General features: G+C 72.4%; 23 protein-coding genes and 2 pseudogenes. 13 read left to right on the forward strand and 12 right to left on the reverse strand.

What is annotated here, in order from left to right; all coding sequences use genetic code 11:
• The 4 genes and pseudogenes from HCJ92_RS09905 to HCJ92_RS09920 form a co-directional block, all read right to left on the reverse strand.
• The coding region (locus HCJ92_RS09905) for a DUF6716 putative glycosyltransferase (protein WP_338054106.1) at nt 1-1,234 on the reverse strand (1,234 nt) is incomplete at its 3' end.
• Nucleotides 1,235-1,538: 304 nt separating this feature from the next.
• Entirely contained in the window at nt 1,539-3,122 is a 1,584-nt protein-coding gene (locus HCJ92_RS09910; protein WP_209310928.1) for an acyl-CoA mutase large subunit family protein, read from the reverse strand.
• A 682-nt stretch (nt 3,123-3,804) separates the two neighbouring features.
• Nucleotides 3,805-4,407: pseudogene (locus HCJ92_RS24840) on the reverse strand (RNA polymerase sigma factor); the annotation flags it as partial.
• Between the two features lie 339 nt (nt 4,408-4,746).
• A complete protein-coding gene (locus HCJ92_RS09920; protein ID WP_167933115.1) occupies nt 4,747-5,358 on the reverse strand; it encodes a TetR/AcrR family transcriptional regulator in 612 nt (203 codons plus the stop codon).
• A 208-nt stretch (nt 5,359-5,566) separates the two neighbouring features.
• Here HCJ92_RS09920 and HCJ92_RS09925 point away from each other — a divergent pair, with 208 nt between their 5' ends.
• Entirely contained in the window at nt 5,567-6,502 is a 936-nt protein-coding gene (locus HCJ92_RS09925) for a zinc-binding dehydrogenase (protein ID WP_167933116.1), read from the forward strand.
• A 65-nt stretch (nt 6,503-6,567) separates the two neighbouring features.
• Here HCJ92_RS09925 and HCJ92_RS09930 read toward each other — a convergent pair whose 3' ends face one another.
• On the reverse strand, nt 6,568-8,166 hold the full coding sequence (locus tag HCJ92_RS09930) for a family 20 glycosylhydrolase (RefSeq protein ID WP_245240745.1): 1,599 nt from the start codon (nt 8,164-8,166) through the stop codon (nt 6,568-6,570).
• 307 nt (nt 8,167-8,473) lie between these two features.
• On the opposite strand from HCJ92_RS09930, the gene sdhC reads away from it, so the two are divergent.
• Genes sdhC through HCJ92_RS09950 form a run of 4 tightly spaced genes read left to right on the forward strand, consistent with a single transcriptional unit; the run spans nt 8,474 to nt 11,889 of the window.
• Complete coding sequence (sdhC, locus tag HCJ92_RS09935) at nt 8,474-8,854, forward strand: succinate dehydrogenase, cytochrome b556 subunit (protein ID WP_167933117.1); 381 nt, start codon at nt 8,474-8,476, stop codon at nt 8,852-8,854.
• 5 nt (nt 8,855-8,859) lie between these two features.
• Nucleotides 8,860-9,345, forward strand: coding sequence for a succinate dehydrogenase hydrophobic membrane anchor subunit (locus HCJ92_RS09940; protein WP_167933118.1), 486 nt, complete (start codon nt 8,860-8,862; stop codon nt 9,343-9,345).
• Between the two features lie 22 nt (nt 9,346-9,367).
• The gene (sdhA, locus tag HCJ92_RS09945; RefSeq protein WP_167933119.1) at nt 9,368-11,122 is read left to right on the forward strand and encodes a succinate dehydrogenase flavoprotein subunit; all 1,755 of its coding nucleotides are present in this window, start codon (nt 9,368-9,370) and stop codon (nt 11,120-11,122) included.
• On the forward strand, nt 11,122-11,889 hold the full coding sequence (locus HCJ92_RS09950) for a succinate dehydrogenase iron-sulfur subunit (protein WP_167933120.1): 768 nt from the start codon (nt 11,122-11,124) through the stop codon (nt 11,887-11,889). Before sdhA ends, HCJ92_RS09950 begins: the two co-directional genes overlap by 1 nt.
• Nucleotides 11,890-12,010: 121 nt before the next feature.
• Here HCJ92_RS09950 and HCJ92_RS09955 read toward each other — a convergent pair whose 3' ends face one another.
• Nucleotides 12,011-12,190 (reverse strand): hypothetical protein, encoded by a 180-nt coding sequence (locus HCJ92_RS09955; protein WP_167933121.1) that lies wholly within the window; start codon nt 12,188-12,190, stop codon nt 12,011-12,013.
• A gap of 193 nt (nt 12,191-12,383) precedes the next feature.
• Between HCJ92_RS09955 and HCJ92_RS09960 the strand changes: the two genes are divergently transcribed.
• Together HCJ92_RS09960 and HCJ92_RS09965 are read left to right on the forward strand one after the other, a co-directional pair.
• Nucleotides 12,384-12,977, forward strand: coding sequence for a hypothetical protein (locus HCJ92_RS09960; RefSeq protein WP_167933122.1), 594 nt, complete (start codon nt 12,384-12,386; stop codon nt 12,975-12,977).
• A 311-nt stretch (nt 12,978-13,288) separates the two neighbouring features.
• Nucleotides 13,289-13,990 (forward strand): alpha/beta fold hydrolase, encoded by a 702-nt coding sequence (locus HCJ92_RS09965; protein WP_167933123.1) that lies wholly within the window; start codon nt 13,289-13,291, stop codon nt 13,988-13,990.
• Nucleotides 13,991-14,023: 33 nt separating this feature from the next.
• Here the strand turns inward: HCJ92_RS09965 and HCJ92_RS09970 are convergent, their stop codons facing one another.
• Nucleotides 14,024-15,271, reverse strand: coding sequence for a hypothetical protein (locus HCJ92_RS09970; RefSeq protein ID WP_167933124.1), 1,248 nt, complete (start codon nt 15,269-15,271; stop codon nt 14,024-14,026).
• Between the two features lie 250 nt (nt 15,272-15,521).
• Between HCJ92_RS09970 and HCJ92_RS09975 the strand changes: the two genes are divergently transcribed.
• Together HCJ92_RS09975 and HCJ92_RS09980 are read left to right on the forward strand one after the other, a co-directional pair.
• Nucleotides 15,522-16,082: a hypothetical protein gene (locus tag HCJ92_RS09975; RefSeq protein ID WP_167933125.1), complete on the forward strand. Its 561-nt coding sequence runs from the start codon at nt 15,522-15,524 to the stop codon at nt 16,080-16,082.
• A 327-nt stretch (nt 16,083-16,409) separates the two neighbouring features.
• Nucleotides 16,410-17,093 (forward strand): siderophore-interacting protein, encoded by a 684-nt coding sequence (locus HCJ92_RS09980; RefSeq protein WP_167933126.1) that lies wholly within the window; start codon nt 16,410-16,412, stop codon nt 17,091-17,093.
• A gap of 741 nt (nt 17,094-17,834) precedes the next feature.
• Here HCJ92_RS09980 and HCJ92_RS09985 read toward each other — a convergent pair.
• Nucleotides 17,835-18,047, reverse strand: coding sequence for a DUF397 domain-containing protein (locus HCJ92_RS09985; protein WP_167933127.1), 213 nt, complete (start codon nt 18,045-18,047; stop codon nt 17,835-17,837).
• Nucleotides 18,044-18,871, reverse strand: coding sequence for a helix-turn-helix domain-containing protein (locus HCJ92_RS09990; RefSeq protein WP_167933128.1), 828 nt, complete (start codon nt 18,869-18,871; stop codon nt 18,044-18,046). Before HCJ92_RS09990 ends, HCJ92_RS09985 begins: the two co-directional genes overlap by 4 nt.
• A 179-nt stretch (nt 18,872-19,050) precedes the next feature.
• On the opposite strand from HCJ92_RS09990, the gene HCJ92_RS09995 reads away from it, so the two are divergent.
• The 4 genes and pseudogenes from HCJ92_RS09995 to HCJ92_RS10010 form a co-directional block, all read left to right on the forward strand.
• On the forward strand, nt 19,051-19,206 hold the full coding sequence (locus HCJ92_RS09995) for a hypothetical protein (RefSeq protein WP_167933129.1): 156 nt from the start codon (nt 19,051-19,053) through the stop codon (nt 19,204-19,206).
• Nucleotides 19,203-19,742 (forward strand): hypothetical protein, encoded by a 540-nt coding sequence (locus HCJ92_RS10000; protein WP_167933130.1) that lies wholly within the window; start codon nt 19,203-19,205, stop codon nt 19,740-19,742. The genes HCJ92_RS09995 and HCJ92_RS10000 overlap by 4 nt, the downstream gene beginning before the upstream one ends.
• Nucleotides 19,743-19,767: 25 nt before the next feature.
• Nucleotides 19,768-20,022: a hypothetical protein gene (locus HCJ92_RS10005; RefSeq protein WP_167933131.1), complete on the forward strand. Its 255-nt coding sequence runs from the start codon at nt 19,768-19,770 to the stop codon at nt 20,020-20,022.
• Between the two features lie 144 nt (nt 20,023-20,166).
• Nucleotides 20,167-20,802, forward strand: a pseudogene (locus HCJ92_RS10010) (FAD-linked oxidase C-terminal domain-containing protein); the annotation flags it as partial.
• An 89-nt stretch (nt 20,803-20,891) separates the two neighbouring features.
• On the opposite strand, the gene HCJ92_RS10015 reads toward HCJ92_RS10010, so the two are convergent.
• From HCJ92_RS10015 to HCJ92_RS10025, 3 genes are all read right to left on the reverse strand, one after another.
• A complete protein-coding gene (locus HCJ92_RS10015; protein WP_167933133.1) occupies nt 20,892-21,803 on the reverse strand; it encodes a hypothetical protein in 912 nt (303 codons plus the stop codon).
• A 281-nt stretch (nt 21,804-22,084) separates the two neighbouring features.
• Nucleotides 22,085-23,599 carry an ABC transporter substrate-binding protein gene (locus HCJ92_RS10020; protein ID WP_167933134.1) on the reverse strand — a complete coding sequence of 505 codons (1,515 nt, stop codon included), beginning with the start codon at nt 23,597-23,599 and terminating at the stop codon, nt 22,085-22,087.
• A 226-nt stretch (nt 23,600-23,825) separates the two neighbouring features.
• A complete protein-coding gene (locus HCJ92_RS10025; RefSeq protein ID WP_167933135.1) occupies nt 23,826-24,314 on the reverse strand; it encodes a carboxypeptidase-like regulatory domain-containing protein in 489 nt (162 codons plus the stop codon).
• Between the last annotated feature and the right edge of the window lie 436 nt (nt 24,315-24,750).

Here is a 24,750-nt window from a genome sequence, read left to right on the forward strand (position 1 = left end):
GGTCGGTGCGGCCCGGCAGCGGGGCGCCGTCGGGGTCCAGGCCGTGGCGGGCGAGGAGGCCGGGCAGGTAGCCGGGGGCACGGCCGTCGCCGTAGTAGGGCGCGGGCGGCGGCAGCCCGGGGCCCTCGGCGGCCGTCAGCAGCTCGGCGAGGGCCGCGCGGGCGGGTGCGCCGGGGTCGGGGGCGCCGGGCGGGGTGGTGACGCCGCGGTCGGCGAGCCAGTACGGGTCTGCCACGGGGAGGTGCCCGGCGTCGAGCTCGTCCCAGGAGGCCAGGCAGTCGGAGCCGGTGAACCAGTGGTTACCCAGCGGTTCGCGGACCCCGAGGTCGGTGAGTACGGCGGTGGGGATGCCCCGGCTCAGCGACTCCAGCGCGGCGGTCGAGCTGACGGTCACCAGCAGGTCGGTCGTGTCCAGGACCTCGCCCATGTGGCCGTAGGAGAGCCGGAAGTTGGCGGGCAGGCCGTCGCGGACGCGATCGGCGAGCCGCTGGTAGGGCGTCTCCTCGACGTGGGTGGTGTGTTCGCCGGGGGCGCTGCGGAGTTTGAGGACGACCTCGCGGTCCGGGTGGCGCCGGGCGTGGCCGACGGCGCGGTCCAGGAGATGGCGGCGGGCGGCGGGCCCGTCGGGGACGGACGGCTGGACGGCGAAGACCACGCGGAACGGCCGGTCGCCGCGGGCCGCTGGCTCCGGGTCGTGCGGCGTGCCGCCGAGGAAGGGCAGCGGCCAGTTCGCTACGGAGCGGGCGTCGGCACCGACGCCGGTGAGCGTCTCCCGGAAGCGGCGGGCGTCCCACGGGGAGCCGGCGAGGAGCAGGTCGGCCCCGTGGCGCAGCAGCAGCCCCTCGGTGAGCTTCTCGTAGACGACGCCGCAGTAGCCGGTGACGACGACGGGGCGCCGGGTGGTGGCGGGCCAGGTACGGGCGAGCCCCTGGAGGACGGCCTGCACGGTGTGGCCGACGCAGGCGAGGACGAGGACGTCGTACGGCCCCGTCCCGCCGCCGGTGCCGGCGGCCTCGTCGAGGAAGCCGGTGAGGGTGACCTCGCGGGCGTCGTCGGCGGTGACCCCGGTGTCCGCGAGCTGCCGTGCGGTGGGAGTGGCCCGACCGCGCAGCAGGCGGGCGCCGACGTCCGCGCCGGGGGCGAGGGCGCGGGCGGTCAGCGCACCCCACTTCCAGCGGGTGTCGGAGTCGGCGAGCACTGCTGCTCGCACCGGTGAATTCGGTGTCGCGGGCACAACTCGGAAGCTAGGCAGCCATTCGTCCCCTCGGGCCAACTGACCCGCAATGGAACATGAACAGCGGGTGGCCCGATTCCCAACTGGCCCGAGAAGAAAACCAATTAACCGACGATGGGTGTTCCGTTCACCATCGCATCACGTGTTCGGTGCGCTTTCGCGCTTTTCGTTAACCCGGGCACCCACTCCCGGCTCGCGCGCGTCGGCGCCCCGCGGCCGGCCCCCGGCGACCGCCCGTTCGGTGACCCGTCCCGCCGCGGGTGCCCGGGCCGGTGTCGCGGGCGGCGCAGTGACCGCTGCGGGGTCAGAAGCGCTCGGAGGGCACGTAGGCGCCCCACACCTCGCGCAGCAGGTTGCAGACCTCACCCACGGTCGCGCGGGCGCGCAGCGCCTCCTTCATCGGGTACAGCACGTTGGCCTCCTGTCCCTCCGCGGCGGTGCGCAGCTCCGCGAGGGCAGCGTCCACGGCGGCCTGGTCGCGCTCGGCGCGCAGCACCCGGAGCCGCTCGACCTGCTGCGCCTCGATGGCGGGGTCGACCCGCAGCGGCTCGTAGGGCTCCTCCTCGTCGAGCTGGTACCGGTTGACGCCCACGACGACGCGCTCGCCGGCGTCGGTGGCGAGCGCCTGCCGGTAGGCGCTGCGCTCGATCTCCATCTTCTGGTAGCCCTGCTCGATGGCCTCGACGGCGCCGCCGCGCTCCTCCACCTGCTCCATGAGCTCCAGGGCCGCGCGCTCGACGTCGTCGGTGAGGGACTCCACGACGTAGGAGCCGGCGAACGGGTCGACGGTGGCCGTCACGTCCGTCTCGTAGGCGAGGACCTGCTGGGTGCGCAGCGCGAGCCGGGCCGACTTGTCGGTGGGCAGCGCGATGGCCTCGTCGTAGGAGTTGGTGTGCAGCGACTGCGTCCCGCCGAGGACCGCGCCGAGCCCCTGGATGGCGACGCGGACGAGGTTCACCTCCGGCTGCTGGGCGGTGAGCTGGACGCCCGCGGTCTGGGTGTGGAACCGCAGCATCAGCGACTTGGGGTTCTTCGCGCCGAACTCCTCCTGCATCACGCGCGCCCAGATCCGGCGGGCGGCGCGGAATTTCGCGACCTCCTCCAGGATCGTGGTGCGGGAGACGAAGAAGAACGAGAGCCGGGGCGCGAAGTCGTCGACGTCCATTCCCGCAGCGACGGCGGTCCGGACGTACTGGATTCCGTCGGCGAGGGTGAAGGCGATCTCCTGCGCGGGCGTCGCGCCCGCCTCCGCCATGTGGTACCCGGAGATGGAGATGGTGTTCCACTTCGGGATCTCGGCGCGGCAGTACTTGAAGATGTCCGCGATCAGCCGCAGCGAGGGCTTGGGCGGGAAGATGTAGGTGCCGCGGGCGATGTACTCCTTGAGCACGTCGTTCTGGATGGTCCCGGTCAGCTTGTCGGCCGGGACCCCCTGCTCCTCGGCGACGAGCTGGTAGAGCAGGAGCAGCAGCGCCGCGGGGGCGTTGATCGTCATCGACGTGGACACCTTGTCCAACGGGATGCCGCCGAAGAGCACGCGCATGTCGTCGATGGAGTCGATGGCGACGCCGACCTTGCCGACCTCGCCCTGGGCGAGGGGCGCGTCGGAGTCGTGGCCCATCTGGGTGGGCAGGTCGAACGCGACGGACAGCCCCATGGTGCCGTTGGCGATCAGCTGCTTGTACCGGGCGTTGGACTCCGCGGCGGTACCGAACCCGGCGTACTGACGCATCGTCCAGGGGCGGCCGGTGTACATCGTGGGGTAGACGCCGCGGGTGTACGGATAGACGCCGGGGGCGCCCAGCCGCTCGTCGGCCTCCCACCCCTTCAGGGCCTCCGGGCCGTAGACCGGCTCGATCGGTGTGCCGGATTCGGACTCGCGCGCCATGCTCTGTCGTTGCCTTCCGCTCGGAATGCCGTGGTGCCGGGCTCTTGCTCGCGCAGAGGATGCCCCGCGCAAGGACTGTAGCGAGCGGCGGGCCGGGGCGGGAGGTACGCCGGGTCCCCAACGAGGGGCGGAAGCCGCGGAGCGGGCACGCGGCGGTGGGCGGCGCCGACAGGGCCGGACGCGGCCGGTGAGGTGCGCGGACGGAGCGAGGGGGATACGCCCCGCCCGCGCCGGCCCCTGGGGTACGGGGGGAACCACGGGGGCCACAGCGGACCGATGACCAGTCGGCCCACTAGGTACAGCGTCCCAGACCGCTACCGCGTTACGAAGGGCAGGTCGTGTTTTCCGGCCGGGAATCGCCGGCGGCGGGTCGGGGCCCCGACCGCGGAGTGTGCCCGCGCGCGCCGCTCTCGGCCGGCGGGGGGCTGCGCTGCTCCGGAAGCGGAGGCGGTGGCGGCTGCGGTGGGGCGTGCACGGCGTGGGCCGCGGGGCGCGACGCGTGCGCCGGCGCCAGGTGGTGTCCGGCCGGAACCGGACTGAGCGGGACCTCGGCGGGGCGGGCCCGGGGAGCGTACCGTCGTTGCTCGGCCACCACCACCGGCACATGGGAGCGCTCCCCTCCGAGGTGGGAGCGCTCCCCCGGCGCACGTGCGCGCTCCCCGGCCGGCTGGATGTACTCCCCGCTCCGGTGCGCCGGGGCGGCCACCGGGCCGACCGCCACGCCCGTCGCCTGGTGCGGGCGGTCGAGGAGTTCGGCGAGCCTGCGGAGCCCCCGGTGCGCGGCGGTCCGGACCGCCCCCGGGCGGCGACCGAGCACTCCGGCCGCCCGCGCCGCGTCCAGGCCCATCACGCTGCGCAGCACCACCGCCTCGGCCTGCTCCCGGGGGAGCCGGCGGACCAGCGCGATGGCGTCGGTGGTGCCCAGCGCCATGATCGCCTCCTCGGCGGTGTCGGCGCGCGAGGGCATCTCGCACAACGCGACCTCGTCGAGCGGATCGGCGGGGCGCCGCGCCCGTGAGCGCAGGTGGTCCAACGCGCGGTTGCGCGCGATCCGGGTGGCCCAGCCGCGGAACCGGTCGGCGTCACCGTCGAACCGGTCGAGGTCCCGTGCGATGTGCAGCCACGCCTCCGCGGTGACGTCCTCGGCGTCCGGCTCCGCGACGATGGTGCGCACATAGCCCAGCAGCCGCGGGTGCAGCGCACGGAAGAGCGTGCGGAAGGCCGCGTCGTCCCCGGTGCGGGCAGCGCACAGCGCGGCCGTCAGTTCTTCGTCTTCCCCCAGCACGTCCCCGCCCCTCCTCGCACAACCACGGCCGAGCCGATCACTGTGCGTCTCCCGGGCACGAACGCTACGCGAGCCGGGCGAACCCGTCCATCCCGGTCTCCTCGTGCCGCAACTCGACCCGGAGTGGAGCTCGTTGCCCGAAACGGGCGCGCCCGGTGAGGCGGTAACGGATTCCGGGGGCGGGACGCTGTACTCGGTGGGGGCGGGCGCCGCGGGGCCCGTCACCGAGCGGCGGCCGGGGCCTCTCCTGTGGGGGGTGGCGGCCCCGGCTGCTCGCCTGACCACCCGCGCGCCCCGGCCGGGCCGCCGCATCGCTCGCGGCGGGCGGACGCCGTCGCCTCAGGGCGCCTCCGGCCGGACCTCGGCGTCCAGGCATCGGGGCATGGCGTCGAAGACGCGTCGCACGCACCCCGGCAGCTCCCCGGGTTCGCCCCCGGGGAGCCACTCGTCCAGCGCGCAACGCCACGCGGCCACGCAGAACTCGACGAGCAGTCGTCCCTCCGTGCTGTCCGCCACACCGAGCCGGCGGCTGACCTCGACCCGCATCGCCGCGCAGTGGCGCAGGGAGTGCCCGTGCAGGGAGGGCGATTGCTCAACCAGTCGCAACGTGGCCGAGAAGTGCGCGTACCAGTCCTCGCCCATGCGGTCCAGGGTGGTCAGCATCGCGTCACGGAAGACGTCCGCCGCCCGCCCGCTCAGCTCCGCGTCGTCCAGGACGAGGAGGCAGGTGCTCCAGAGCTGCTCCACGGCGGTGAAGGCGACGTCCTCCTTGGAGCGGAAGTTGCGGAAGAAAGTCCGCCGGGACACCTCCACCGCGTCGAGGAGTGCGTCGAGGGGCGTCTCGTCGAAGCCTCGCTCCGTGAACAACGGGACGGCGGTTTCGGCCAGGGCCTGACGGGTGCGCAGCTTCTTGCGCTCACGCAGCGAGGCGGGCTGCTGGACGGCTGTCATGCGACGGAGCCTAGGCCCTGTCCGATGAATCCCGCCCGGCGCCATCTATCCAGACAGGGCCCAGGACGTGTCGTTCGAATCGCGCGTGGGGCCGCTACCTGAGCCACCAAGGCTCCGAACGACCCGGCCCAGCGGTCCCCCTCGACGGCATGTGCTTCAATCAGGCAAACGCCACAGTGTGGCATTTTCGACAGGAGGGAACGGTCCCATGCGCGCACTCGTCGTGGACCACGGCGCGGCAGCACATCTCTCGTCGGCCGTCGTGGCCGACCCGGTACCGGCGCCGGGCGAGTCCCTGGTGCGGGTCGAGGCGGTCTCCCTGAACCACGGCGAGGTCGAGGCCGCCGCCGACCCTCGGACGCCGGACGGCACCCTGATCGGCTGGGACGCGGCGGGCGTGGTGGTCGAGGCGGCGGCCGACGGATCGGGCCCCACCGAGGGAACCCGGGTCGTCACCCTGGGCGGCGACGCGGGCTGGGCGGAACTGCGCGCGGTGCCCGCGAACCTGCTCGGGGTGGTGCCGGAGGACGCCGACCCCGGTGCCGTCAGCACGCTTCCGGTCGCGGGTCTGAGCGCGCTGCACGTGCTGCGCCGTCTGGGGCCCCTCCTCGGCCGCCGCGTGATGGTCACCGGCGCCTCCGGCGGGGTCGGCCGCTTCGCGGTGCAACTGGCCGCGCGTTCCGGGGCGGAGGTCGTGGCGATCAGCCGCAACCCCGACCAGGGCGACGGTCTGCGCGCGCTCGGCGCGCACGAGGTCCGTACCGACCCGGCCGACGTGGACCGGCCGGTCGCCGCGGTGCTGGACACCGTCGGTGGTCAGCAGCTGGTGGACGCGTTCGCCGCGCTGGGGGCCCATGGTGTCCTGGTGAACGTGGGCCGGTCCTCCGGAGCCGACGCGGTCTTCCCGCCCGAGGCGTTCCTGGGCGACGGCGGTCGGCACGCCAGGTCGATCAGCACGTTCTTCCTGGTCTCCGACCCGGCGGCGGACTTCTCCGCCGACCTGGCCTGGCTGGCCGCGGAGGTCGCCGCCGGACGGCTCGACCCGGGAATCCGCTGGCGTGGGCCGTGGGCCCGCCACGAGGAGGCGGTGCGGGCGCTGCTCGGCCGCCGCCTGCACGGCAAGGCGGTCCTGGACGTGGCGTGACCGGCGGGCGGACGTCGGCCGCCCCGGCAGGCGCGGCGCCGACCCCGGGGCGGCCTCCTGCCGGCTCAGGCCCGGACGCCGGCCTCCAGCCGGTCGGCCAGCGCGGTGAACTCCTCCCAGCTCAGCTCCGGCTCGTCCGGGTTCCACAGCTTCTGCGAGGTCGCGTGGAGCGGCAGCCGGATACCGTCGGCCACCTCTTCCAGGCTCTGCCGGTCCGCCAGGTCGCACCAGACGGCGAACCGGCCGCCCGGGATGTTCTCCGGGCCGCCCAGGGCGGGATCGACGGGTTCGCTCCCCCGGAGCACCTCGGGGGTCCACTCCTCGTAGATCCGCTCCCCCGTCGGGTAGGTGAAGCCCACCGGTTCACCGAGGACGTAGTAGAGGTACTCGCTGCTCATGTTGATCAGCTGCCAGCCGCCCTCCAGGTACTCCTCCGGCGGGCGGGCGCCGATCTCGCGGCCGGTCCAGTAGGTGACCTCGCGCTCGGCGTCGGGCTGGATCGACCCGCCGGCGTGCATGCCGTCGTTCCAGACCTGCGGCAGCCGTTCGAGCTCGCGGGCGGTGTCGGCGCGGTCGTTGAGCCAGCGGGTGGCGAGGTCCTGCACGGTCCCCTCGGCGCCGAACTCCTCCCGCGCGGCGGCTGCCAGGCCGGGGAAGGACGCCTGCGGGTCGCGGTAGTAGAGCGCGCCGTACTCGTCACCGCCCAGGTGCCAGTAGGGGCCCGGGAACAGCTGCGCGAACTCACGCGTCAGGCCGTCGATCAGCTCGCCCGCGCGCCCCTGCGAGATGTCGATGGCACCCCGCACCGGCTCGCCGTCGCGGTCGAGCAGCCGCAGGTCGGGGTAGGCGTTGAGCACCGCGCCGAGGTGGCCGGGCGAGTCGATCTCCGGGATCACGGTGATGTGCAGCGACTCCGCGAGCGCCAGGATGCGCCGGACCTCGTCCTTGGTCAGGTGCTCCTCGGAGACGACCTCGGGGTACTCCTCGCTCTCGATCCGGAAGCCCTGGTCGTCGCTGAAGTGCAGCTGGAGCTGGTTGAACTTGAGGTCGCCCATCTGCCGCAGCCGGTCCTCGATCCACTCCGCGGGGAAGTGCTTGCGGGCGATGTCCAGCATGAAGCCGCGCTGCGCCCGGTCGGGGACGTCCCGGACCTCCCCCTCGGCGACGCCGCCCAGTTCCTGCACGGACTGCACCAGCGTGCGGGTGCCGTAGAAGACCCCCGCGTCGTGCGAGCCGGTGATGGTGAGGACGCCGTCGCGGCTGGTGAGGGTGTACTCCTCGCGCTCCAGGGAGGAGTCCGGGTCCACCCGCAGCAGCACGTCGCCCAGCAACGCCTCGTCCCCCTCCGCGACGGGGACCGAGAGCTCGTCCGCGAGGCGCTCCGCCTCGTCGTCCAGCACGCCGTCGAGCACCGCGACGACCCGGGTGTCGGCGGTGACCGCCCACCCGCTGCCGTCCGCGGGCTCCCAGGAGCGAACCGCGGGGATGGCGCGGGGCGCCTCCTGCGGCCCTGAGGGTTGCACCCTGGGCTCCTCGGGGGTGGGCGAGGGGGACGCCACGGGCGCACCGTCCTCCGCGGAGGGGTCGGGGCCGAAGACGACGACGCCGAGCGCGACGAGCACCACCATGGCGGCGACGACGCCACCGATCACTACACGAGCCATGCGTCGACCGTAGCGACCCCGGCCGACAGGTGATCACCGGAAGGGGTCCGTCCGGCGCAGCGCCGCGCCCGGGAGCGCGGTCGGACGGCACCCCGCACAAGGGTGTGGCGGACCCTTCGACGCGCCGTCCGGGCCTCACCCATCCGTGCCTGATTGCTCACACCTGAGCCCCCGGGTCCGAGAGGCCCGGAAGCCGTCGATACGATATCGCCCGGCCGGTGGACCGTACCCGGCTCGGGACCGGCGGCCTCCGCGAGGCGGTGACACCGGCACCCGCTCCCGACTTCGGCTCCCGGAGGGTATTTCCGTGCCGGCAGGAACGCTGTACCGCGGCCGGGAAGGCATGTGGTCATGGGTGGCTCATCGAGTCACCGGTGTCCTCGTTTTCTTCTTCCTGTTCGTCCATGTGCTCGACACCGCGCTCGTCCGCGTCTCACCCGAGGCGTACGACGACACTGTCGCGGTCTACAAGACCCCGCTCGTGGCATTCATGGAGTACGGCCTCGTCGCGGCCGTCCTCTTCCACGCGCTCAACGGCCTGCGTGTCATCGCGGTCGACTTCTGGAGCAAGGGCGCTCGCTACCAGAAGCAGCTGCTGTGGAGCGTCATGGGGCTGTGGGGCCTGCTGATGGCCGGTGCCGCGTACCCGGTTCTGTCGCACGCCTTCCGTGAGCTGTTCGGGAGCTGATCGAGATGACCACCGAAAACACCACCACCCCCGCCTCGGGCACCACCGCGGTCGAGGGCGAGCGCTACTCGCCCGAGAACCCCGCCCCGGTGATCGAGCCGCCCCGCGCGCGCACCACGCGGACCCCGCGGTCCACCCGGACCAACTTCGAGCTGTACGGCTGGCTGTTCATGCGGCTGTCCGGCATCCTTCTCGTCTTCCTGGTCATCGGCCACCTGCTGATCCAGCTCGTGCTGGACGGCGGCGTCTCCAAGGTCAGCTTCGCGTTCGTCGCCGGTCGCTGGGCCTCGCCGTTCTGGATGGCGTGGGACCTGATCATGCTCTGGCTGGCCATGCTGCACGGCGCCAACGGCATGCGGACGATCATCAACGACTACGCGCAGCGCGACAACACCCGCTTCTGGCTGAAGGTGCTGCTGTACACGGCGACGACCTTCACCATCCTGCTGGGCACGCTGGTGATCTTCACCTTCGACCCGAACATCCGCTGACGCACCGGGGCTGACGAGACAGATGCAGATCCACAAGTACGACACCGTCATCGTCGGTGCGGGCGGCGCCGGCATGCGCGCCGCCATCGAGGCCACCAAGCGCAGCCGCACCGCCGTACTGACGAAGCTCTACCCCACCCGGTCCCACACCGGCGCGGCGCAGGGCGGCATGGCCGCCGCCCTGGCCAACGTCGAGGAGGACAACTGGGAGTGGCACACCTTCGACACCGTCAAGGGCGGCGACTTCCTGGTCGACCAGGACGCCGCGGAGATCCTGGCCAAGGAGGCCATCGACTCCGTCCTGGACCTGGAGAAGATGGGCCTGCCGTTCAACCGGACGCCGGACGGCACCATCGACCAGCGCCGGTTCGGCGGCCACACCCGCAACCACGGTGAGGCGCCCGTGCGCCGCTCCTGCTACGCGGCGGACCGCACCGGCCACATGATCCTCCAGACCCTGTACCAGGTCTGCGTGAAGGAGGGCGTGGAGTTCTACAACGAGTTCTACGTCCTGGACGTCCTGCTCAGCGAGGTGGACGGCGTCCGCAAGGCCGCCGGCGTCGTCGCGCTGGAGCTGGCCACCGGTGAACTGCACGTCTTCCAGGCGAAGTCGATCGTCTTCGCCTCGGGCGGCAACGGCAAGTTCTACAAGGTGTCCTCCAACGCCCACACCCTGACCGGCGACCTCCAGGCCGCCGCGTTCCGCCGGGGCATCCCGCTGGAGGACATGGAGTTCTTCCAGTTCCACCCGACCGGCATCTGGAAGATGGGCATCCTCCTCACCGAGGGCGCCCGCGGTGAGGGCGGCATCCTCCGCAACAAGGACGGCGAGCGCTTCATGGAGCGCTACGCCCCCACCATCAAGGACCTCGCGCCGCGTGACATGGTCTCGCGCTCGATCTACACCGAGATCCGCGAGGGCCGGGGCTGCGGTCCGGACGCCGACCACGTCTACCTGGACCTCACCCACCTGCCGCCGGAGCAGCTGGACGCCAAGCTGCCGGACATCACCGAGTTCGCCCGCACCTACCTGGGCATCGAGCCGTACACGGACCCGATCCCGATCCAGCCGACGGCGCACTACGCGATGGGCGGCCTGCCGACCAACGTGCGCGGCGAGGTGCTGGCCAACAACACCGACGTGATCCCCGGCCTGTACGCCGCCGGCGAGGTCGCCTGCGTGTCGGTCCACGGCGCCAACCGGCTCGGCACCAACTCGCTGCTGGACATCAACGTCTTCGGTCGGCGTGCGGGCATCGCCGCCGCCGAGTACGCGGCGACCGCCGAGTACGTGGACCTGCCGGAGGACCCGCAGTCCTTCGTCAGCGGCCAGGTCGAGATGCTGCGTGACGCCACCGGCTCGGAGCGGGTCGTGGAGATCCGCAACGAGCTCCAGGAGACCATGGACAAGAACGCCATGGTCTTCCGCACCGAGGAGACGCTGCGGGAGGCCCGCGACACCATCGCGGCCCTGCGCAAGCGCTACAAGAACATCTCGGTGCAGGACAAGGGCAAGCGGTTCAACACCGACCTGCTGGAGGCCATCGAGCTGGGCAACCTGCTCGACCTGGCCGAGGTGCTGGTCGTCTCCGCCCTGGCCCGCAAGGAGTCCCGCGGCGGTCACTACCGGGAGGACTACCCGGACCGCGACGACGTCAACTTCATGCGCCACACCATGGCGTACCGCGAGGTCGACACCGAGGGCACCGACTCGATCCGGCTGGACTACAAGCCGGTCGTCCAGACCCGCTACCAGCCGATGGAGCGTAAGTACTGATGAGCACCGCCACCGTCGAGAAGCCGGAGGCCGGCGCCGCCGACAGCGCCGCCTCGCACAAGATCACTGTCACCTTCCGCATCCGCCGCTTCAACCCGGAGATCTCCGCGGATGCGAGCTGGCAGGACTTCGTGATCGACATCGATCCCAAGGAGCGCGTCCTCGACGCGCTGCACCAGATCAAGTGGGAGGAGGACGGCACTCTCACGTTCCGCCGTTCCTGCGCTCACGGGATCTGCGGTTCGGACGCCATGCGCATCAACGGCCGCAACCGGCTGGCGTGCAAGACGCTGATCAAGGACCTGAACCCGGCCAAGCCGATCACCGTCGAGGCGATCAAGGGCCTGACCGTCCTCAAGGACCTCATCGTCGACATGGAGCCGTTCTTCCAGGCGTACCGCGACGTGATGCCGTTCCTGATCACCAGCGGGAACGAGCCGACGCGCGAGCGCCGGCAGTCGGCCGCGGACCGCGAGCGGTTCGACGACACCACCAAGTGCATCCTGTGCGCCGCGTGCACCTCCTCGTGCCCGGTGTTCTGGAACGACGGCCAGTACTTCGGCCCGGCGGCGATCGTCAACGCGCACCGCTTCATCTTCGACTCGCGTGACGAGGCCGGGGAGCAGCGGCTGGAGATCCTGAACGACAAGGACGGCGTGTGGCGTTGCCGCACCACGTTCAACTGCACGGACGCGTGCCCCCGTGGCATCGAGGTCACCAAGGCCATCGCCGAGGTGAAGCAGGCGCTGATCACCCGGCGCTTCTGAGGCGGTTTCCCGGTGCGCCGAGCGCGCACCGTCCGACGGCGGCGGGTCGCGGGAGTTCTCTCCCAGCGGCCCGCCCCCGTCTGTTCGGCGGCACCGGCGGTGTCCGGCGCCGGTCGGGCCCTCATGCGGGGCCGCGAGGTGTTCGGCGTTCGGCGGGGGGCGTGGGGGCGGGGCGGGTCCGTGGCGGATCGTGGCCGAAGATCTGCGGGCGGCGGGCCTTCGCGGGCGGGGTGCGCGAGCGGTGGGGGCAGGCGGTGGAGGCGGGCACGCCGACGACCAGGACGCATCGTTGCGGCTTCATGACCGTGAGTCTTGCTCCGTGGTGGAACCTTGCGGAACCGGGGTGCGCTGTTCAGCCCAACTCGACTTATTTGTTTGCAGGTTGGGGTTCCGTGCGTGCGGCGTGTCGTCCCGGGGAGCGTGATTCGGAGCCGGAAGCATGCTGCGGGACGGGCCGGGAGGACCGGCCCCGGGGACATCTGGAGGGGAAGCGAATGCGGAGCGCTCGGGCAGCAGGCGTTCGGTACACGGCGATAGCGGCGGCGTCCGTGCTGGCACTGTCGGCATGCGGAAGCGGCTCCGACGACGAGACGTCGCAGTCCTCTGAGTCGACCACGCAGGACGAGGGCCAGGAGGAGGAGCCGGATGTGCAGATGACCGCGGAGGAAACCGACAGCGACACCACGCCCGGCCCCCTCACGGAGATCACGGTGGAGGAGGGCGAGGACTCCGAGACCGTGGTCCTGGAGTTCGACGGCGACGCCCCGGAGTACGAGTGGGACCGGTTCGTGGCCCCCGTCTACTTCACCGCCGGCGACTTCCCCGACGAGCCGATCGAGGTCGACGGCGACTGGTTCCTCCGGTTCACCCTCACCGAGGGGCACGGCCTCGACACAGATGCCCCCGAAGAGGCCAAGTTCGACGGCGCCGTCGCCCACGTCAAGCCCTTCGGCAGGTTCGAGGGCACGATAGAGCTCGTGATCGGCATCGAGTCCGAGTACGGCGAACAGCCCGGGTACGAGATCACCACCGACGGCTCGCAGATCCACATCGAGATCACCGAGGTGACGGACCCCCGGGTGCAGTGACGCGACATCTCGGAAGACGATTCCGCCTTCTCGCATGCGTGGCGTTCCCGTCGGGAATGCCACGCATCCGCGTTTCTCCACGGGCCACGGCCGATCTCCGGAAGAGCCCCTCCGCCGTGGACCACGGATGACCGCGGGGCATCCGCACCCGGGGGCACCACGGGACCGTCCCGGATCGGGACACGTGAGCCGTGCCAGGATCTCGTCGCCGTCCGCGAGCGCCCTACGGGGCGCGGGTGGCGACCGCGGCGGGCCGCCGTCCGGGCGTCTCCCGGCGGCGACTGTCGGCGGAGCGCGCTAGCGTGCCCGGCATGACGGAATTCGTACTCGTGCCCGGTGCCTGGCTCGGCGCCTGGGTCTGGGCGGAGGTCGCCCCGGCGCTGCGCGCCGCGGGCCACGGAGCGCTGCCGCTGACGCTGGGCGGCCTGGCGGAGCGCGGCGGGGAGTCGGCCGGGCAGCAGGACCACGTGGCCGACATCGTGGGCGCCGTCGAGCGGCTGGACCTCGGGGACGTCGTCCTGGTGGGGCACAGCTACTCCGGCGTCCCGGTCGGCCAGGCGGCGGAGCGGATCGGTGAGCGGCTGCGGCGGGTGGTGTACGTCGACGCCAACGTCCCCGTGGACGGGCAGGCGTTCGTGGACTCCTGGTCGGACGGCCGCGCACTGGTCGAGCCGGCGCTGGCGGCCCACGACGGCCGGTGGCCGCCACCGGCGGCGGCGGACTACGCGGGGCAGGGACTGGACCCGGAGGCGGTGGAGCGGCTGGTGGTGGGGGGCACGCCGCACCCGGGCGCCACGCTGACGGAACCGGCGCGGCTGTCCCGTCCGGCGGGCGAGCTCCCCTCGACCTACGTGAAGTGCCTGCTGGACGGCGACGAGCCCCCGGCGGCGGCCTCCGAGCCGCTCGCGGCGGGGCGGTGGCGACTGGTGCGGCTGGAGACCGGCCACTGGCCGATGCTGTCCGCCCCGGCCGAGCTGACCCGGGTCCTGGTCGAGGCGGCCCAAGAGCGCTGAGCTGCCCCGTGAGTGGTGCCGACCGCCCGGGGTTCAGCGCCCGGTGAGGACGAGTTCGTCGTCCTCCGGCCCGTCGTCCTGTCCACGGTCCGCATCGTCCGGGGCCGTGGCCCCGGACCGGTCCTTCGCACACCGCAGCACGCCCCAGGCGGCGCAACCGGCGACCGCTCCCCAGACGGTGAGACCGGCGGAGAAGGCGGTGACGGGCCGGAAGCACCAGACGGCGAGCGACCAGCCGTCGGAGGTCGAGTGGTGGGGGAAGGTGCCGTACAGGGCCAGAGCCCCGACGGCCTGCGCGACGCTGCCGGCGGCGACGGAGACCCAGGCGCCGGTGACCGCGAGCGCCTGCGGGGTGCGCTCCGTGATCCGCGGCAGCACCAGCCGGAACAGGAGCGCGAACAGCAGGACGTACAGCACCGCGCCGACGATGCCGGCCAACCGGTTCACGACTCCTGGATCGTCCGGGGCGAGAAGCCCGATCGACCACCGGGCAGGGACGAGGAAGCGTCCCAGCACCATCCACGAATCTGAGGGGATGCTGAACAACCACGGGGGTTCCGCTTCGGCCGCTCCCCCGACACCGGCCGCCAGGACCAGCGTCCCGGTGGCCGCACCCACCGCACCCCGCCGGGCACGGACGGACACGGGCCACCCGGGAAGCAGCCCGGGATGCGGGCCGGCTCCCTGCGCGGTGCCACGTCCCTCGTGCACCGCCGAACGGCCGGGAGCCGCCCGGCCCGCGAGCGTTCGCGCCGACAGCGCCACCCCGATCACCAGGACGGCGACCGGTGCCGCGAGCGCGATGGGGAGCGCCAACGCGTCGTAGGAGTCGATGACGACGACGAACCGCAGGTCCGCGCCCGATGGCGCGGCCATCACCACCACCGCCACGGTGCTCAGCACCGCGGCGGGTGCCACCGCGGCCCAGCAGGCGACTGCAGCCCACGCGGCGTGACGCGGCGTCGGCGGAAGGTACCGCAGAGCGAGCCGGCAGCCCAGGACGAACAACACCCCCAGCAGCAGGCCGCGGGTCGACACCCACCCCGCCCCCGGATGGCCGAGGATTCCCAGCGCCGCCGCCGGGTCGGCCGATGTCGGCGGCCCGGGGGCCCAGGCGGCCAACCACGGTGCCGCCTGGGCGGCCCCTCCTTCTCCAGAACGCACGAGCGCGTCGACCCGGTCGACGGTCGCCAGCAGCCGCACCGCGACGACGAGCACCACACCGCCGAGCGCCGATGCCACCCAGTCGGCGACGCGACGGTCCGCAACGAACTTCCGCATTCTTCCCCCCGGGAGCAGCGGGGCCCTGCCCCTCGCCGGCGGGCGCGTGCCACCCGGGGCCCCACCGCCCCGCCCGGCCGCCCCCGGCGTTCCCGTCCCCGCATTGTGCCCCGGCCCGCGCCCACCGGAACGTCACCGCCGGTACAGAGCTGTTACGGGTCCTGCCCGATGTCGCCGGGCGCCTTGTCGTAACCTCGTAGCGGGCACCGTGGGGCCGTTCCGCGGCGCGGCAGTGCAGTGGGGGTTTCGGATGAACCAGGGCGATCCGCACGGCTACCAGTGGGGTCCCGACTCACAGCAGCCGCACCGGCCGCCGCCGGTGGACCTGACGAAAGGCCCCTACCCGGCCCAGGGCGGATACGGAACCCCGCGACCGCAGTCGCAGGGGCAGCAGTCGAGCCCCTACGCCCCGGGCGCCTACGGAACGGGCCCCCAGCAGCCGCCCGTGGCGCCGCAGGGTCAGCAGGGCGCGCCGCTGCTCTACATCGGCGACATCACGGTGATGCCGGACGCGGTGCTCACCCCCGCCGGGCCGATGCCGCTGCGCGGCGCGGTCTGGACGTTCAACGACCTCTCCCGCACCGAGAAGGCCATCACCACCACCGGCATCGTCCTCGCCTGCGTCTTCGCGGTCTTCTGCCTTCTGGGTCTGCTCTTCCTGCTGATGCGCGAGGAGCGGACGACGGGCTACATCCAGGTGGGTGTGACCTCCGGTGGCCGCCACCACTCGACGATGATCCCCGCCACCACCCCGCACGCCGGCCCCGCCATCGCCCAACAGGTCGCCTGGCTCCGCTCGATCAGCGCCTGACCCCGACGGCCCGGCCGCGCGGCGGCTTCGCCGGTTCGCCGGTCAGACGTCGTGCCGCCGGCAACAACCATCTCGCGCTCCAGGCCGACAACGCCTCCGGTGCTGCCGGCTGGACACGTACCGGACGGGAGCCGGCGGCGCGCGGGCCGCGGATTCCCCCGCGGGTCTCCCGGCTGCACACGATGGAGGCTCGGGCACTGGATTCCGCGGGCCGGCACGGCCCTGGCGTGTGCCCGGTCACGGAGATGCCGCCCCACCCGCACACACGCGTACTATCGCGTGTTTCCTCCCGCTGAGTACGACACGCCGGCCCGTTGAGGAGCCTTGATGCCCGCTGTCCTGAACCCCCTCCTCGATCTTCTGACCGTACGCGGCACCGTCACGGAGGCCGAGCAGCTGACCGCCCGCATACGTCGGCTGCGCATCGAGAGCGGACAACTCGCCGGCCTGGAGGTCCAGCCGGGCCAGCAGGTGCGTGTCCTGGTGAGCGGACTCACCCTCCGTACGTACTCGATCTGGCACTACGACCCGTCCGGCGTCGTCGAGCTGTGCGTACTGGACCACACCCCGGGCGGACCGGGCGCCCGGTGGGGCCACACCATCGCACCGGGCGAACAGGTGCGGCTGCGACGCCCCGAAGGTACCTTCACGCTGCACCCCGACGCCGCCCACCACCTCTTCGTCGGCGACGAGACGGCCTCGGTCGCGTTCGGTGCGATGCTCGCGGCACTACCCGGGGACGCCGCGGTCTCCGGGTGCATCGAGACGGCGACAGCCACGGACCGGCTGCCCCTGAAGGGCGGCGACCGGCTGGACTGGGTGCTCCGGGGCGAGACGTCACTGCCGGACGCGGTACGACGACTCTCCCCCGCACTCGGCGGGATCGCCTATGTCGCCGGAGAGGCACGGGACGTGCAAGCAGTGCGGCAGGTGCTCCGGGAAGCGGGCTGGGACCGGCGTGCGGTCCTGACCAAACCGTTCTGGACACCGGGCAAGAAGGGCATGGAATGACGACCGGGGCGCACTCCTCCGTCCGCCGCTCGCCCGGGCGTTCCTCCGGATGATCTGATCGTTGGTCGACGTGTGTCGTCGACCGATGCCCGGTGGGCGGGGATCGAGGCGTTGCCGCCGGACCGCCCCTGGCCCTGGACGGCGGGCCGGGGGCGGGATGGCCGTCGGAGATTGCGGCCGAAGTCTTGCGGTCGGTGGCCGCGTCCGGGTGGACCGGCGGCCGGCCTCGCGTGGGCGAGGAACCACAGGACGTCGAAGCCGCGACGCACAGTCGCTTCGTGATCGCCGCGGGTTCGGGTACATGGTGGAGCCACGGGATACGGGGCGCCGCCTATCAGTCGAACTCGACTCTTCTGTTTGGGATGTGGGGTTCTGTGCGTGTCGGATCTCGTGATCGAGATCACCGACGGTGACTACGACAGCTGACCCACTCCAGCCGGTGCCGGTGCGCGCCATCACTCGGGAGCACCCCGGGCGATGGCGCGACCCGGCGGTCTTGGGCAGCGAACGCACGGGTACGAGGACATCGGCCACAGCCGGCCGTCGCCGGCCTCGCCCCGTCTCACGGTGATGATTCGCTCGACAGCTTGACCTTGCGCCCACGGAGAGGACCGTCGGCCGGCTCTCCCCGCGCGGGCGGGGGTCACCGGTGCCGGACAGAGGCGTCAGCGCGGCGCACGGCGGATGTCGCTCGCTCCGCCGAACTCCGGCATGGCGCCCGTCGGGTGGAGACCGCGGCCGTCAGCTCGCGAGGTCGCGGCGCTTCACGACCGCCACGAACGCGGACCAGGCCGCGTGCTCGACCAGCAGCACCGCGCCGCCGGGCGCCTTCGAGTCGCGCACCGGCACCACCGACGGCACCCCGTCGGCCACCTCCAGGCAGTCACCACCGTTGTCCCCGCTGAAGGTGGACGAGCGCCAGGCGGTGGCGGCGGGCAGGTACACCTCGGTCATGTCAGTTCCTTCAGTACGGAGTCGAGCAGCGCGACCGACTCCTCGGGCGGCAACGCTGTGGCCTTGAGCAGATCATAGGCTCGCCGCGCCGTCCTCACAGCGTCGGATTCGGCAATGACATGACCGGCCGGAAACCCGTCGGCGTGCACGACGTCGGCGCCTTCGTCGAACGACAGGACGCTGTAGGGGTAGCCGACCGCCGGGTAGCTGGCGGTGCTGCCGGGGATGAACTGCACCACGTGGTGCGGGTTGGTCGCGATGCGGCGCAGCTGCTCGAACTGTCTTGCCATGACGGAGGGTTCGGCGATACCTCGCCGCAGTACGCCCTCTTCGAGGATCAGCCAGAGACGAGGCGGCTCCTCCCTCGCCAGAATGCGCTGGCGCTCCATCCTCGCCGTGACCAGGTCGTCCAGGTTCGGTGGCCGCCTCCCCTGGAAGATCGCCCTCGCGTACCCCTCGGTCTGCACCAGCCCCGGCACCAGAATCGGGTGGTACGCACGAATGATGGTGGCGGTCTGCTCCAGCCGGACGTAGGGGCGGAACCAGCTCGGGTAGGCGAACATCAGCACCAGTTCCCACAACCGCACGAACCGCCCGTTGGCGTGCGGGAAGACCTCGTCGCAAGCCTCGGCGAACTCCCTCACCGCCACCCGGTCCCCCGACTCGATCTTCGCCACGAGCGAGTACCCGCAGTGCGCCCGGTTCCCCAACTCGGCACGTGTCATCCCCAGACGCTCGCGCTCCAGCCTCACTTCGCGCCCGAACGCTCCCAGTGGCGACGCACCGTCGCCCCTGGCGTCCACCGCCGGCGACTCGCTCCTCATGACGGTTCCCCCGCTCCCGCTCTCCATGGACAGCACCAGCTGTCCAACCCGACTCCCTGGCGCGCCACCGTGGCCACACGCAACCATCGAAGCACATGGAGTCACCAGGCGTTGTCAGAACCGACAAAGAGCGTGATCTGCTGATGAAGTATCAGAAATGTCTCGCCGATTGCCCACGCGTGAATGAACCGGCCGAGGTCGGTGCGGGCAGCTCGGCGGAGCCGCACCCCGACGACCGGGCAGCTCCGGCACCGACGCTCGCCGACCTCGTCACCCGGAGCGCGCTCCTCGGAGCTCAGATCGACGCTCACCTGTCACGACTGGAGAAGCGGTGAAGCCGACCTCGAACGGCGACCGGCCCTCGGTGCGACGAACGTCGTCGCTCGACGGGCCGGTGACCGACGCGGACGGCCCCCTGGCCGCCGCCTGGCGGGTGCAGGGCTACTGGGCCGAGACGGTGGCCCGGTCGCCGGACGCCGGCGGCGAGTGGCACCTCGGCGGCTGGTGGGCGCCGGGTGCGTGGGGTGCGCTCACCTGGATACGGCAGGAAGGGCTGCGCCTCGGCCACGCGCTCGGGCCCGGCTGCGAGGCCGCGTCCGTGTTCCGCGACTGGGCCGCCGACACGGCCTACCTTCGCGTGCAGCTCGCGGCGCTGCTCGCCGGGCGTCCGGTCTCCGTCAACACCTGCGGCCCGGACCGGATCTGCGCTGTCGGTCAGCGCCCCGGCGCCCCCGGGGCGGGCACCGGGGGCGCCGTCGAAGTCCTCTACTCCATCTCCGCCCGCCCTGTCCGCCGCCACCCCCGCGCGCTGCGGTTCCCTCGACCAGGGCACCCGGGCGCCGTGGCTCCCACCCGCTCGCCGTCCGTCTGACCGACCACCGCCCCGAGGAACCACCGTGTTCGAAGACATCAGCTTCGCCAACTCCGACCGCGAGGCGGCCGAGGACGCCGCCCGCGAGCTGTTCAACCACGTCAAGGATCTCGGTGTACGCCTGGACGACATCGACGTCCTCGACCCCTGCGACGGGTGCCGTCGGTCCGGCTATCTCGTCCACCTCGGCAATCTCACCACCGACGACGTCGCCACCCTCAATGCCGCCCTGCGGGCTCACCGCGCCGCCGTCCCGAGGCGGGAACACCACCACTCGTGACCCGTCACCGTCGATGCGCCGACCCGCGGGGCCCACGCCGCGCCGTTCGCGGTGCTCGGTCCCGCCACTGCCCGCTGGTGGACAGCGCCCGGCGAGCACAGCGGGCACAGCGAGCCCCGGCGGGCACGGCGGGCACGGCGGGGCATCCGGGCGATGCTGGAGCTGATGGACCGCACCAGCATCCGTGCCGTGAACGCGCTGCTCTCCATGGGCCTGCCGCAGACCACCGAGGCCCTGCTGCTGATCGGCTCGGACGGGCCGGATCCCGCCGCCGAGCTGTCGGTGCTCGGCGACCTGTGCTCGGCGGCCGGGGCCACGACGGTCGTACCGGCGGACACCGCCGCGGAGTCCGAACTGCTGCTGGCTGCACGCCGGTCGGCGCTCGTCGCGCTGGACGCGGTCAAGGGCGCCTCCATGATCGACGACGTGTGCGTGCCGCGAGACCGCCTCGCCGACCTGCTGGACGGCGTCGCCGCGATCGGCGAGCGCCACGGCCTGACGATCGGAGGGTGCGCGCACGCAGGGGACGGCAACACCCACCCCACGGTCTGCTTCGACCCTGCCGACGCGGACGAGGGCCGCCGCGCCCGCGCGTCCTTCGACGAGATCATGGCGCTCGGGCTGGAGCTGGGCGGCACCATCACCGGGGAGCACGGGGTGAGTGTGCTGAAGAAGGAGTGGCTGGCGAGGGAGATGGGCCCGGTGGGTGTCGAGATGCAGCGACGGTTGCGGGAGGTCTTCGACCCGGCCGGTGTCCTCAACCCCGGCAAGGTGCTCTGACCCGGCCGACACGGCACCGGCCGCCCCGGACCGGCCCCCGGAGCGGGCAACGCCGACCCGGGCGCTGTGCCCCGGGTGACGGCGCCGCGTCAGGCTCCGGGCCCGTCAGAGACCCCGGGGCCGGGACCCGCGCCGGGACCCCCGCCGGGAGCGGTGTCCGGATTGCCGTCGGGAGCCGAGGCGTCGCCGAGGGCGCGCGGCGCGCAGAGCTCCTCCAGCAGATCGCGACGCCGCTGCTCGCGCGGCCGGCCCAGCCAGGGCAGGAACGCCACGTGCCACGTGGTCGCCGTGTCCTCGACCGCCGCGACCAGCCGGTGCCGCAGCCTTCCTCGGAACGCCAGCAGCGCCGGGGCGAGCAGCAACCGCGCCGGACCGCGACCCCGCAGCGTCAACGTCACCGCCACCCGCCAGCCGTCACCGTCACCGTCGCCGTCGCCGTCGCCGTCCGCCAACCGGACGTGCGTCGCCGCCAGCTCCAACCGGAGTCGGCCCAGCGGGTGGTCGGCGCGGGCCACCACCGCTGTCGAACCCTCCGCGCGGTACCACTCGTCGATGTCGACGCGGAGCGCCGCCGTGATGCGGCGCACCCCCAGCGGGCCGGGCCCGGCCGGTGCGGTGGCGGCACCGTCGACCGTCAGCAGCACCGGGTCGGCCGGAGTGGTCAGGCGTGCTTCGCCCGCGAACTCGCCGGACTCCACGGTCAGGGCGATACCGCGCCCGGCGTCCCAGTCGGTGACGGTGACATCGGTGGTCTCACCCTCGTGGGCCGGGCCGCCGCCCGGCCGGGCGGCGCCCGCCTCCTGGAAACGGTAGGAGGCGCCGGGCCGGAGGTGGCCGCCGCCGAGGGCCAGCACGTCCGGCACGGTGCGGCCGTCTTCCGCGACGACCAGGCCGTCGACGCCACGGGTGCGGCCCAGTACGTCGAGCACTTGGGCGAGGAGCGCGGTCAGTTCGGCGTGCGGGACCGCGCGGAGGGTGGTGGTGTGCCGCAGACGTGCCATGGCCGAAGCATGGCACGCCGGTGCCGCGGACGGGCCGAGCAGGGCTGGGGCGCATGACGGGGCGGGCCGGCCCGGTGACCGGCGCACCACCCCCCACGGCAGCCCCACACCCCACGAAACTGGCCGGTAACTGCCGCTGTGTGCGGCGCGACCGGCGCGGGGCGGGGTGTGCGGTGGACCGGTCCGGAACGCCGGACGGCCCCGGTCCGCCGCACGGGGTGCGGTGGACAGGGGCCGTCGGTCGGCCTTGCGGCGGACGGGCCGTCGAGGACGGCGCCGCGTCAGAAGCGTTCGAGCTCCCAGAGGCGGAACTGCCCGCCGGCGTCCCGCAGATGCTGGAGACCGGTGATCGCGCGGTCGGCGATCACGAAGGTGCGGTCCTGCCAGATCGGCACCACCACGGCCTCCTCCGCAGCCAGCATCTGGATGTCGCGGAACAGCTCGCCCGAGTTGCCGCGGTCCAGCTCGCTGCGGGTCTGCTGCATCAGCTCGGCCATCTCCTCGCTCTCCAGGCCGTGGGCCAGTGCGGAGTCGGAGCTGAGCAGCGCGTCGGTGTAGGTGTCCGGGTCGGTGAAGTCGGGGCGCCAGCCGATGAGGTAGGCGTCCAGTTCCTTCCTCGCCATGGCGCCCGGCAGCGAGCCGGGTGTTTCACCCTCCACCAGGGTCACGTCGAAGACGCCCTCTGCCTCCAACTGCTGCACGACCAGTTCGGCCTCGGGCTCGTTGACGCTGGCCGCGTACCCGAGGGTGATCCTCACCGGCAGGCTGGTGCCCGAGGCCATCACGTCGTCGATGGCGTCGTCGATGCTCTCCTGCGAGTACAGGTCGTAGTACGGCGTGCCGTGACCGGTGACGCCGACCGGGATCAGCGAGTAGGCCGGCTCGACTGTGTGCAGCCGCACATCGCGGGCGATGGCGTCGCGGTCGATCAACATCGCGGCGAGCTTGCGGAGTTCCTTGTCGGCCAGCGGCGAACCACTGTCCATGGTGCTGACCAGCGCGCGAATGCTCAGACCGGTGGTCTCCGAGTACCGGATGTCCAGGTCGTTGCGGTCGATCCGCTGGATGTCCTCCGGCTCCATCTTGCCGCCGTTGACGTCGATATCGCCGCTCCGCCATGCCTCTTCGAGATCGGCGGAGGTGCCGTAGAACTTCACGGTGACCGGGTAGTCGCTGATCTTCAGCGCGCCCTTGTAGTCCGGGTTCGGCTCCAGGACAGCCTGTCCGGCGGTCTCGGACTCCTCGTCGTAGTCGGAGAAGTCCGTCATCCGGTACGGGCCGGACCCGACGGCGACCTCTGTCGGCTCGTCCTCCGCGTACTCCTCGCGGTCGAGGATGGAACCCACGCCGCCCGCGATCTTGAACGGGAACGTCACGTCCGGTTCGGACAGTTCGAAGATGACGTCCATGCCGTCGGTGCGGACGGCATCGACCCCGCGGACCAGCTGAATCGGGCCGCTGACGCGGAACTTGTCCTCGTCGGCGATGGAGTCGTCCTCCGAATCGGCCTGCTGACGGTCAGCCATGACGTGGAACCGCTCGACGGAGAACACGACGTCCTCCGGTGTGACATCACGCCCCGAGGTGAACTTCAGCCCCTCACGGAGGGTGCATCGGTACACCTGGTACGCGTTGTCGGTGAACTCGCAGCTCTCGGCCGCGTCCGGCACCGGCTCCTCCGAGCCGGTGCTGATCGTCAACAACCCCTGGTAGATGTTGCTGTACAGGTCCCAGGCTCCGGACGAATAGGTCGCCACCGGGTCGAGACTGTCCACCCGGTCGGTGACACCCACCACAATCGGTTCCTTGGTGTCCCCACTGGACCGGAAGAGAAGCCACCCTCCCAGTGCTACGACTACCAGACCTACGGCAAGGCCAATGCCTATGCCTTTTTTGGCCCCCAACGCTCGCACTACGGTTGCCTCTCTTGCCTCGGACCTATGCGCGAGGGCCAGCCAATCACAGGGGAGTCACCCATGCACCAGCCGGGGGACAACGGACCGGCCACAACTCGCCCCGTGGTCAGTCGGCTACGGCGCCGGGGACGGGCACCCGGAACTCGACCTCGACGGAGTGGTCCTCCAGTCGCAACAACAGCCGCTCCTCGCCGAGTTGGGGAGCGGAGGCAGCGAGAAGGTAGTCACCCCGGCCCGGCGCCGTCACGCTGAAGGCGCCGTCGGCGGCGCTGCGCGTCTTCGCCAGTTGTCGACCGCCCTCGCCGGGGACGGTGAGGGTGACGACCGCCCGCGGCAGCAGCACCCCGAGGGAGTCCCGGACGACGCCGCTCACGACGAGCGCGAGCGGTCCCGGCTCGACGGTCGGCGCCTCGACCGGCGCCTCGGACGTCTCCGGTGCGGGCGACTCGGGACCGCCCCCGTCCACCGCCGCACCCGGAACGGCATCGGGACCCGTCACGGCACCCGGGGCGGCGCCCCCCGCCGCCTGCGGGTACTCACCCCGGCCCACCGGCCCGGCCGCTCCCACGGTGCCCCGTGACAGGGAATCCGTCATGACCCCACACTCCCATCCGCCCCGCCCGGAGAGCCCCGGCGCGGGCCGTGGTCTCTTGCCCAGCGTTGCCGTGTCGTTATCAAAGGACACCAGATTCGCCCGAATAGTTGACCGACGGAGAACGGGAAGTCGAAATCTTTGCACTCCGACGGCGGCGTCCGGTCTGTCCCCGCTCGGTGCCGCGCGACACGAAACCCACCCCGATCTGCACGATTCCCCCCACGGACCGGTCGCACCGGCGGAGCTCGGGGCCGTCACGACCGTGCTGGAAGCCGGTCACGCGTTCGGGCGTGTCAACCCGGCTCTCCCGAAGCGGCCACCCCCGACCGGTGCCCGGACGCCGCGGCGCCCGCGCCCGCCCCGGACCGCACCGGGCGCGGGTGCCGTGCGTACCGTCGCGCGGGGTCGGACGGGTGCCGCACGCGACGGTGCCCCC

Origin of the sequence: Streptomyces spiramenti (assembly GCF_012034385.1) — a bacterium.
Lineage (GTDB): Bacteria > Actinomycetota > Actinomycetes > Streptomycetales > Streptomycetaceae > Streptomyces > Streptomyces spiramenti.

Bases quoted from the DNA above. Each gene is read 5' to 3' on its own strand.
- HCJ92_RS09925 (WP_167933116.1), top strand. From the start codon at position 5,567: ATGCGCGCACTCGTCGTGGACCACGGCGCGGCAGCACATCTCTCGTCG.
- HCJ92_RS09990 (WP_167933128.1), bottom strand. From the start codon at position 18,871: ATGAGGAGCGAGTCGCCGGCGGTGGACGCCAGGGGCGACGGTGCGTCG.
- HCJ92_RS09985 (WP_167933127.1), bottom strand. From the start codon at position 18,047: ATGACCGAGGTGTACCTGCCCGCCGCCACCGCCTGGCGCTCGTCCACC.
- HCJ92_RS09920 (WP_167933115.1), bottom strand. From the start codon at position 5,358: ATGACAGCCGTCCAGCAGCCCGCCTCGCTGCGTGAGCGCAAGAAGCTG.
- HCJ92_RS10025 (WP_167933135.1), bottom strand. From the start codon at position 24,314: ATGACGGATTCCCTGTCACGGGGCACCGTGGGAGCGGCCGGGCCGGTG.
- HCJ92_RS09960 (WP_167933122.1), top strand. From the start codon at position 12,384: ATGCGGAGCGCTCGGGCAGCAGGCGTTCGGTACACGGCGATAGCGGCG.
- HCJ92_RS09910 (WP_209310928.1), bottom strand. From the start codon at position 3,122: ATGGCGCGCGAGTCCGAATCCGGCACACCGATCGAGCCGGTCTACGGC.
- sdhA (WP_167933119.1), top strand. From the start codon at position 9,368: ATGCAGATCCACAAGTACGACACCGTCATCGTCGGTGCGGGCGGCGCC.
- HCJ92_RS09950 (WP_167933120.1), top strand. From the start codon at position 11,122: ATGAGCACCGCCACCGTCGAGAAGCCGGAGGCCGGCGCCGCCGACAGC.
- HCJ92_RS09980 (WP_167933126.1), top strand. From the start codon at position 16,410: ATGCCCGCTGTCCTGAACCCCCTCCTCGATCTTCTGACCGTACGCGGC.
- HCJ92_RS10015 (WP_167933133.1), bottom strand. From the start codon at position 21,803: ATGGCACGTCTGCGGCACACCACCACCCTCCGCGCGGTCCCGCACGCC.
- HCJ92_RS09975 (WP_167933125.1), top strand. From the start codon at position 15,522: ATGAACCAGGGCGATCCGCACGGCTACCAGTGGGGTCCCGACTCACAG.
- HCJ92_RS09930 (WP_245240745.1), bottom strand. From the start codon at position 8,166: ATGGCTCGTGTAGTGATCGGTGGCGTCGTCGCCGCCATGGTGGTGCTC.
- HCJ92_RS09970 (WP_167933124.1), bottom strand. From the start codon at position 15,271: ATGCGGAAGTTCGTTGCGGACCGTCGCGTCGCCGACTGGGTGGCATCG.
- HCJ92_RS09955 (WP_167933121.1), bottom strand. From the start codon at position 12,190: ATGAAGCCGCAACGATGCGTCCTGGTCGTCGGCGTGCCCGCCTCCACC.
- HCJ92_RS09965 (WP_167933123.1), top strand. From the start codon at position 13,289: ATGACGGAATTCGTACTCGTGCCCGGTGCCTGGCTCGGCGCCTGGGTC.
- HCJ92_RS09940 (WP_167933118.1), top strand. From the start codon at position 8,860: ATGACCACCGAAAACACCACCACCCCCGCCTCGGGCACCACCGCGGTC.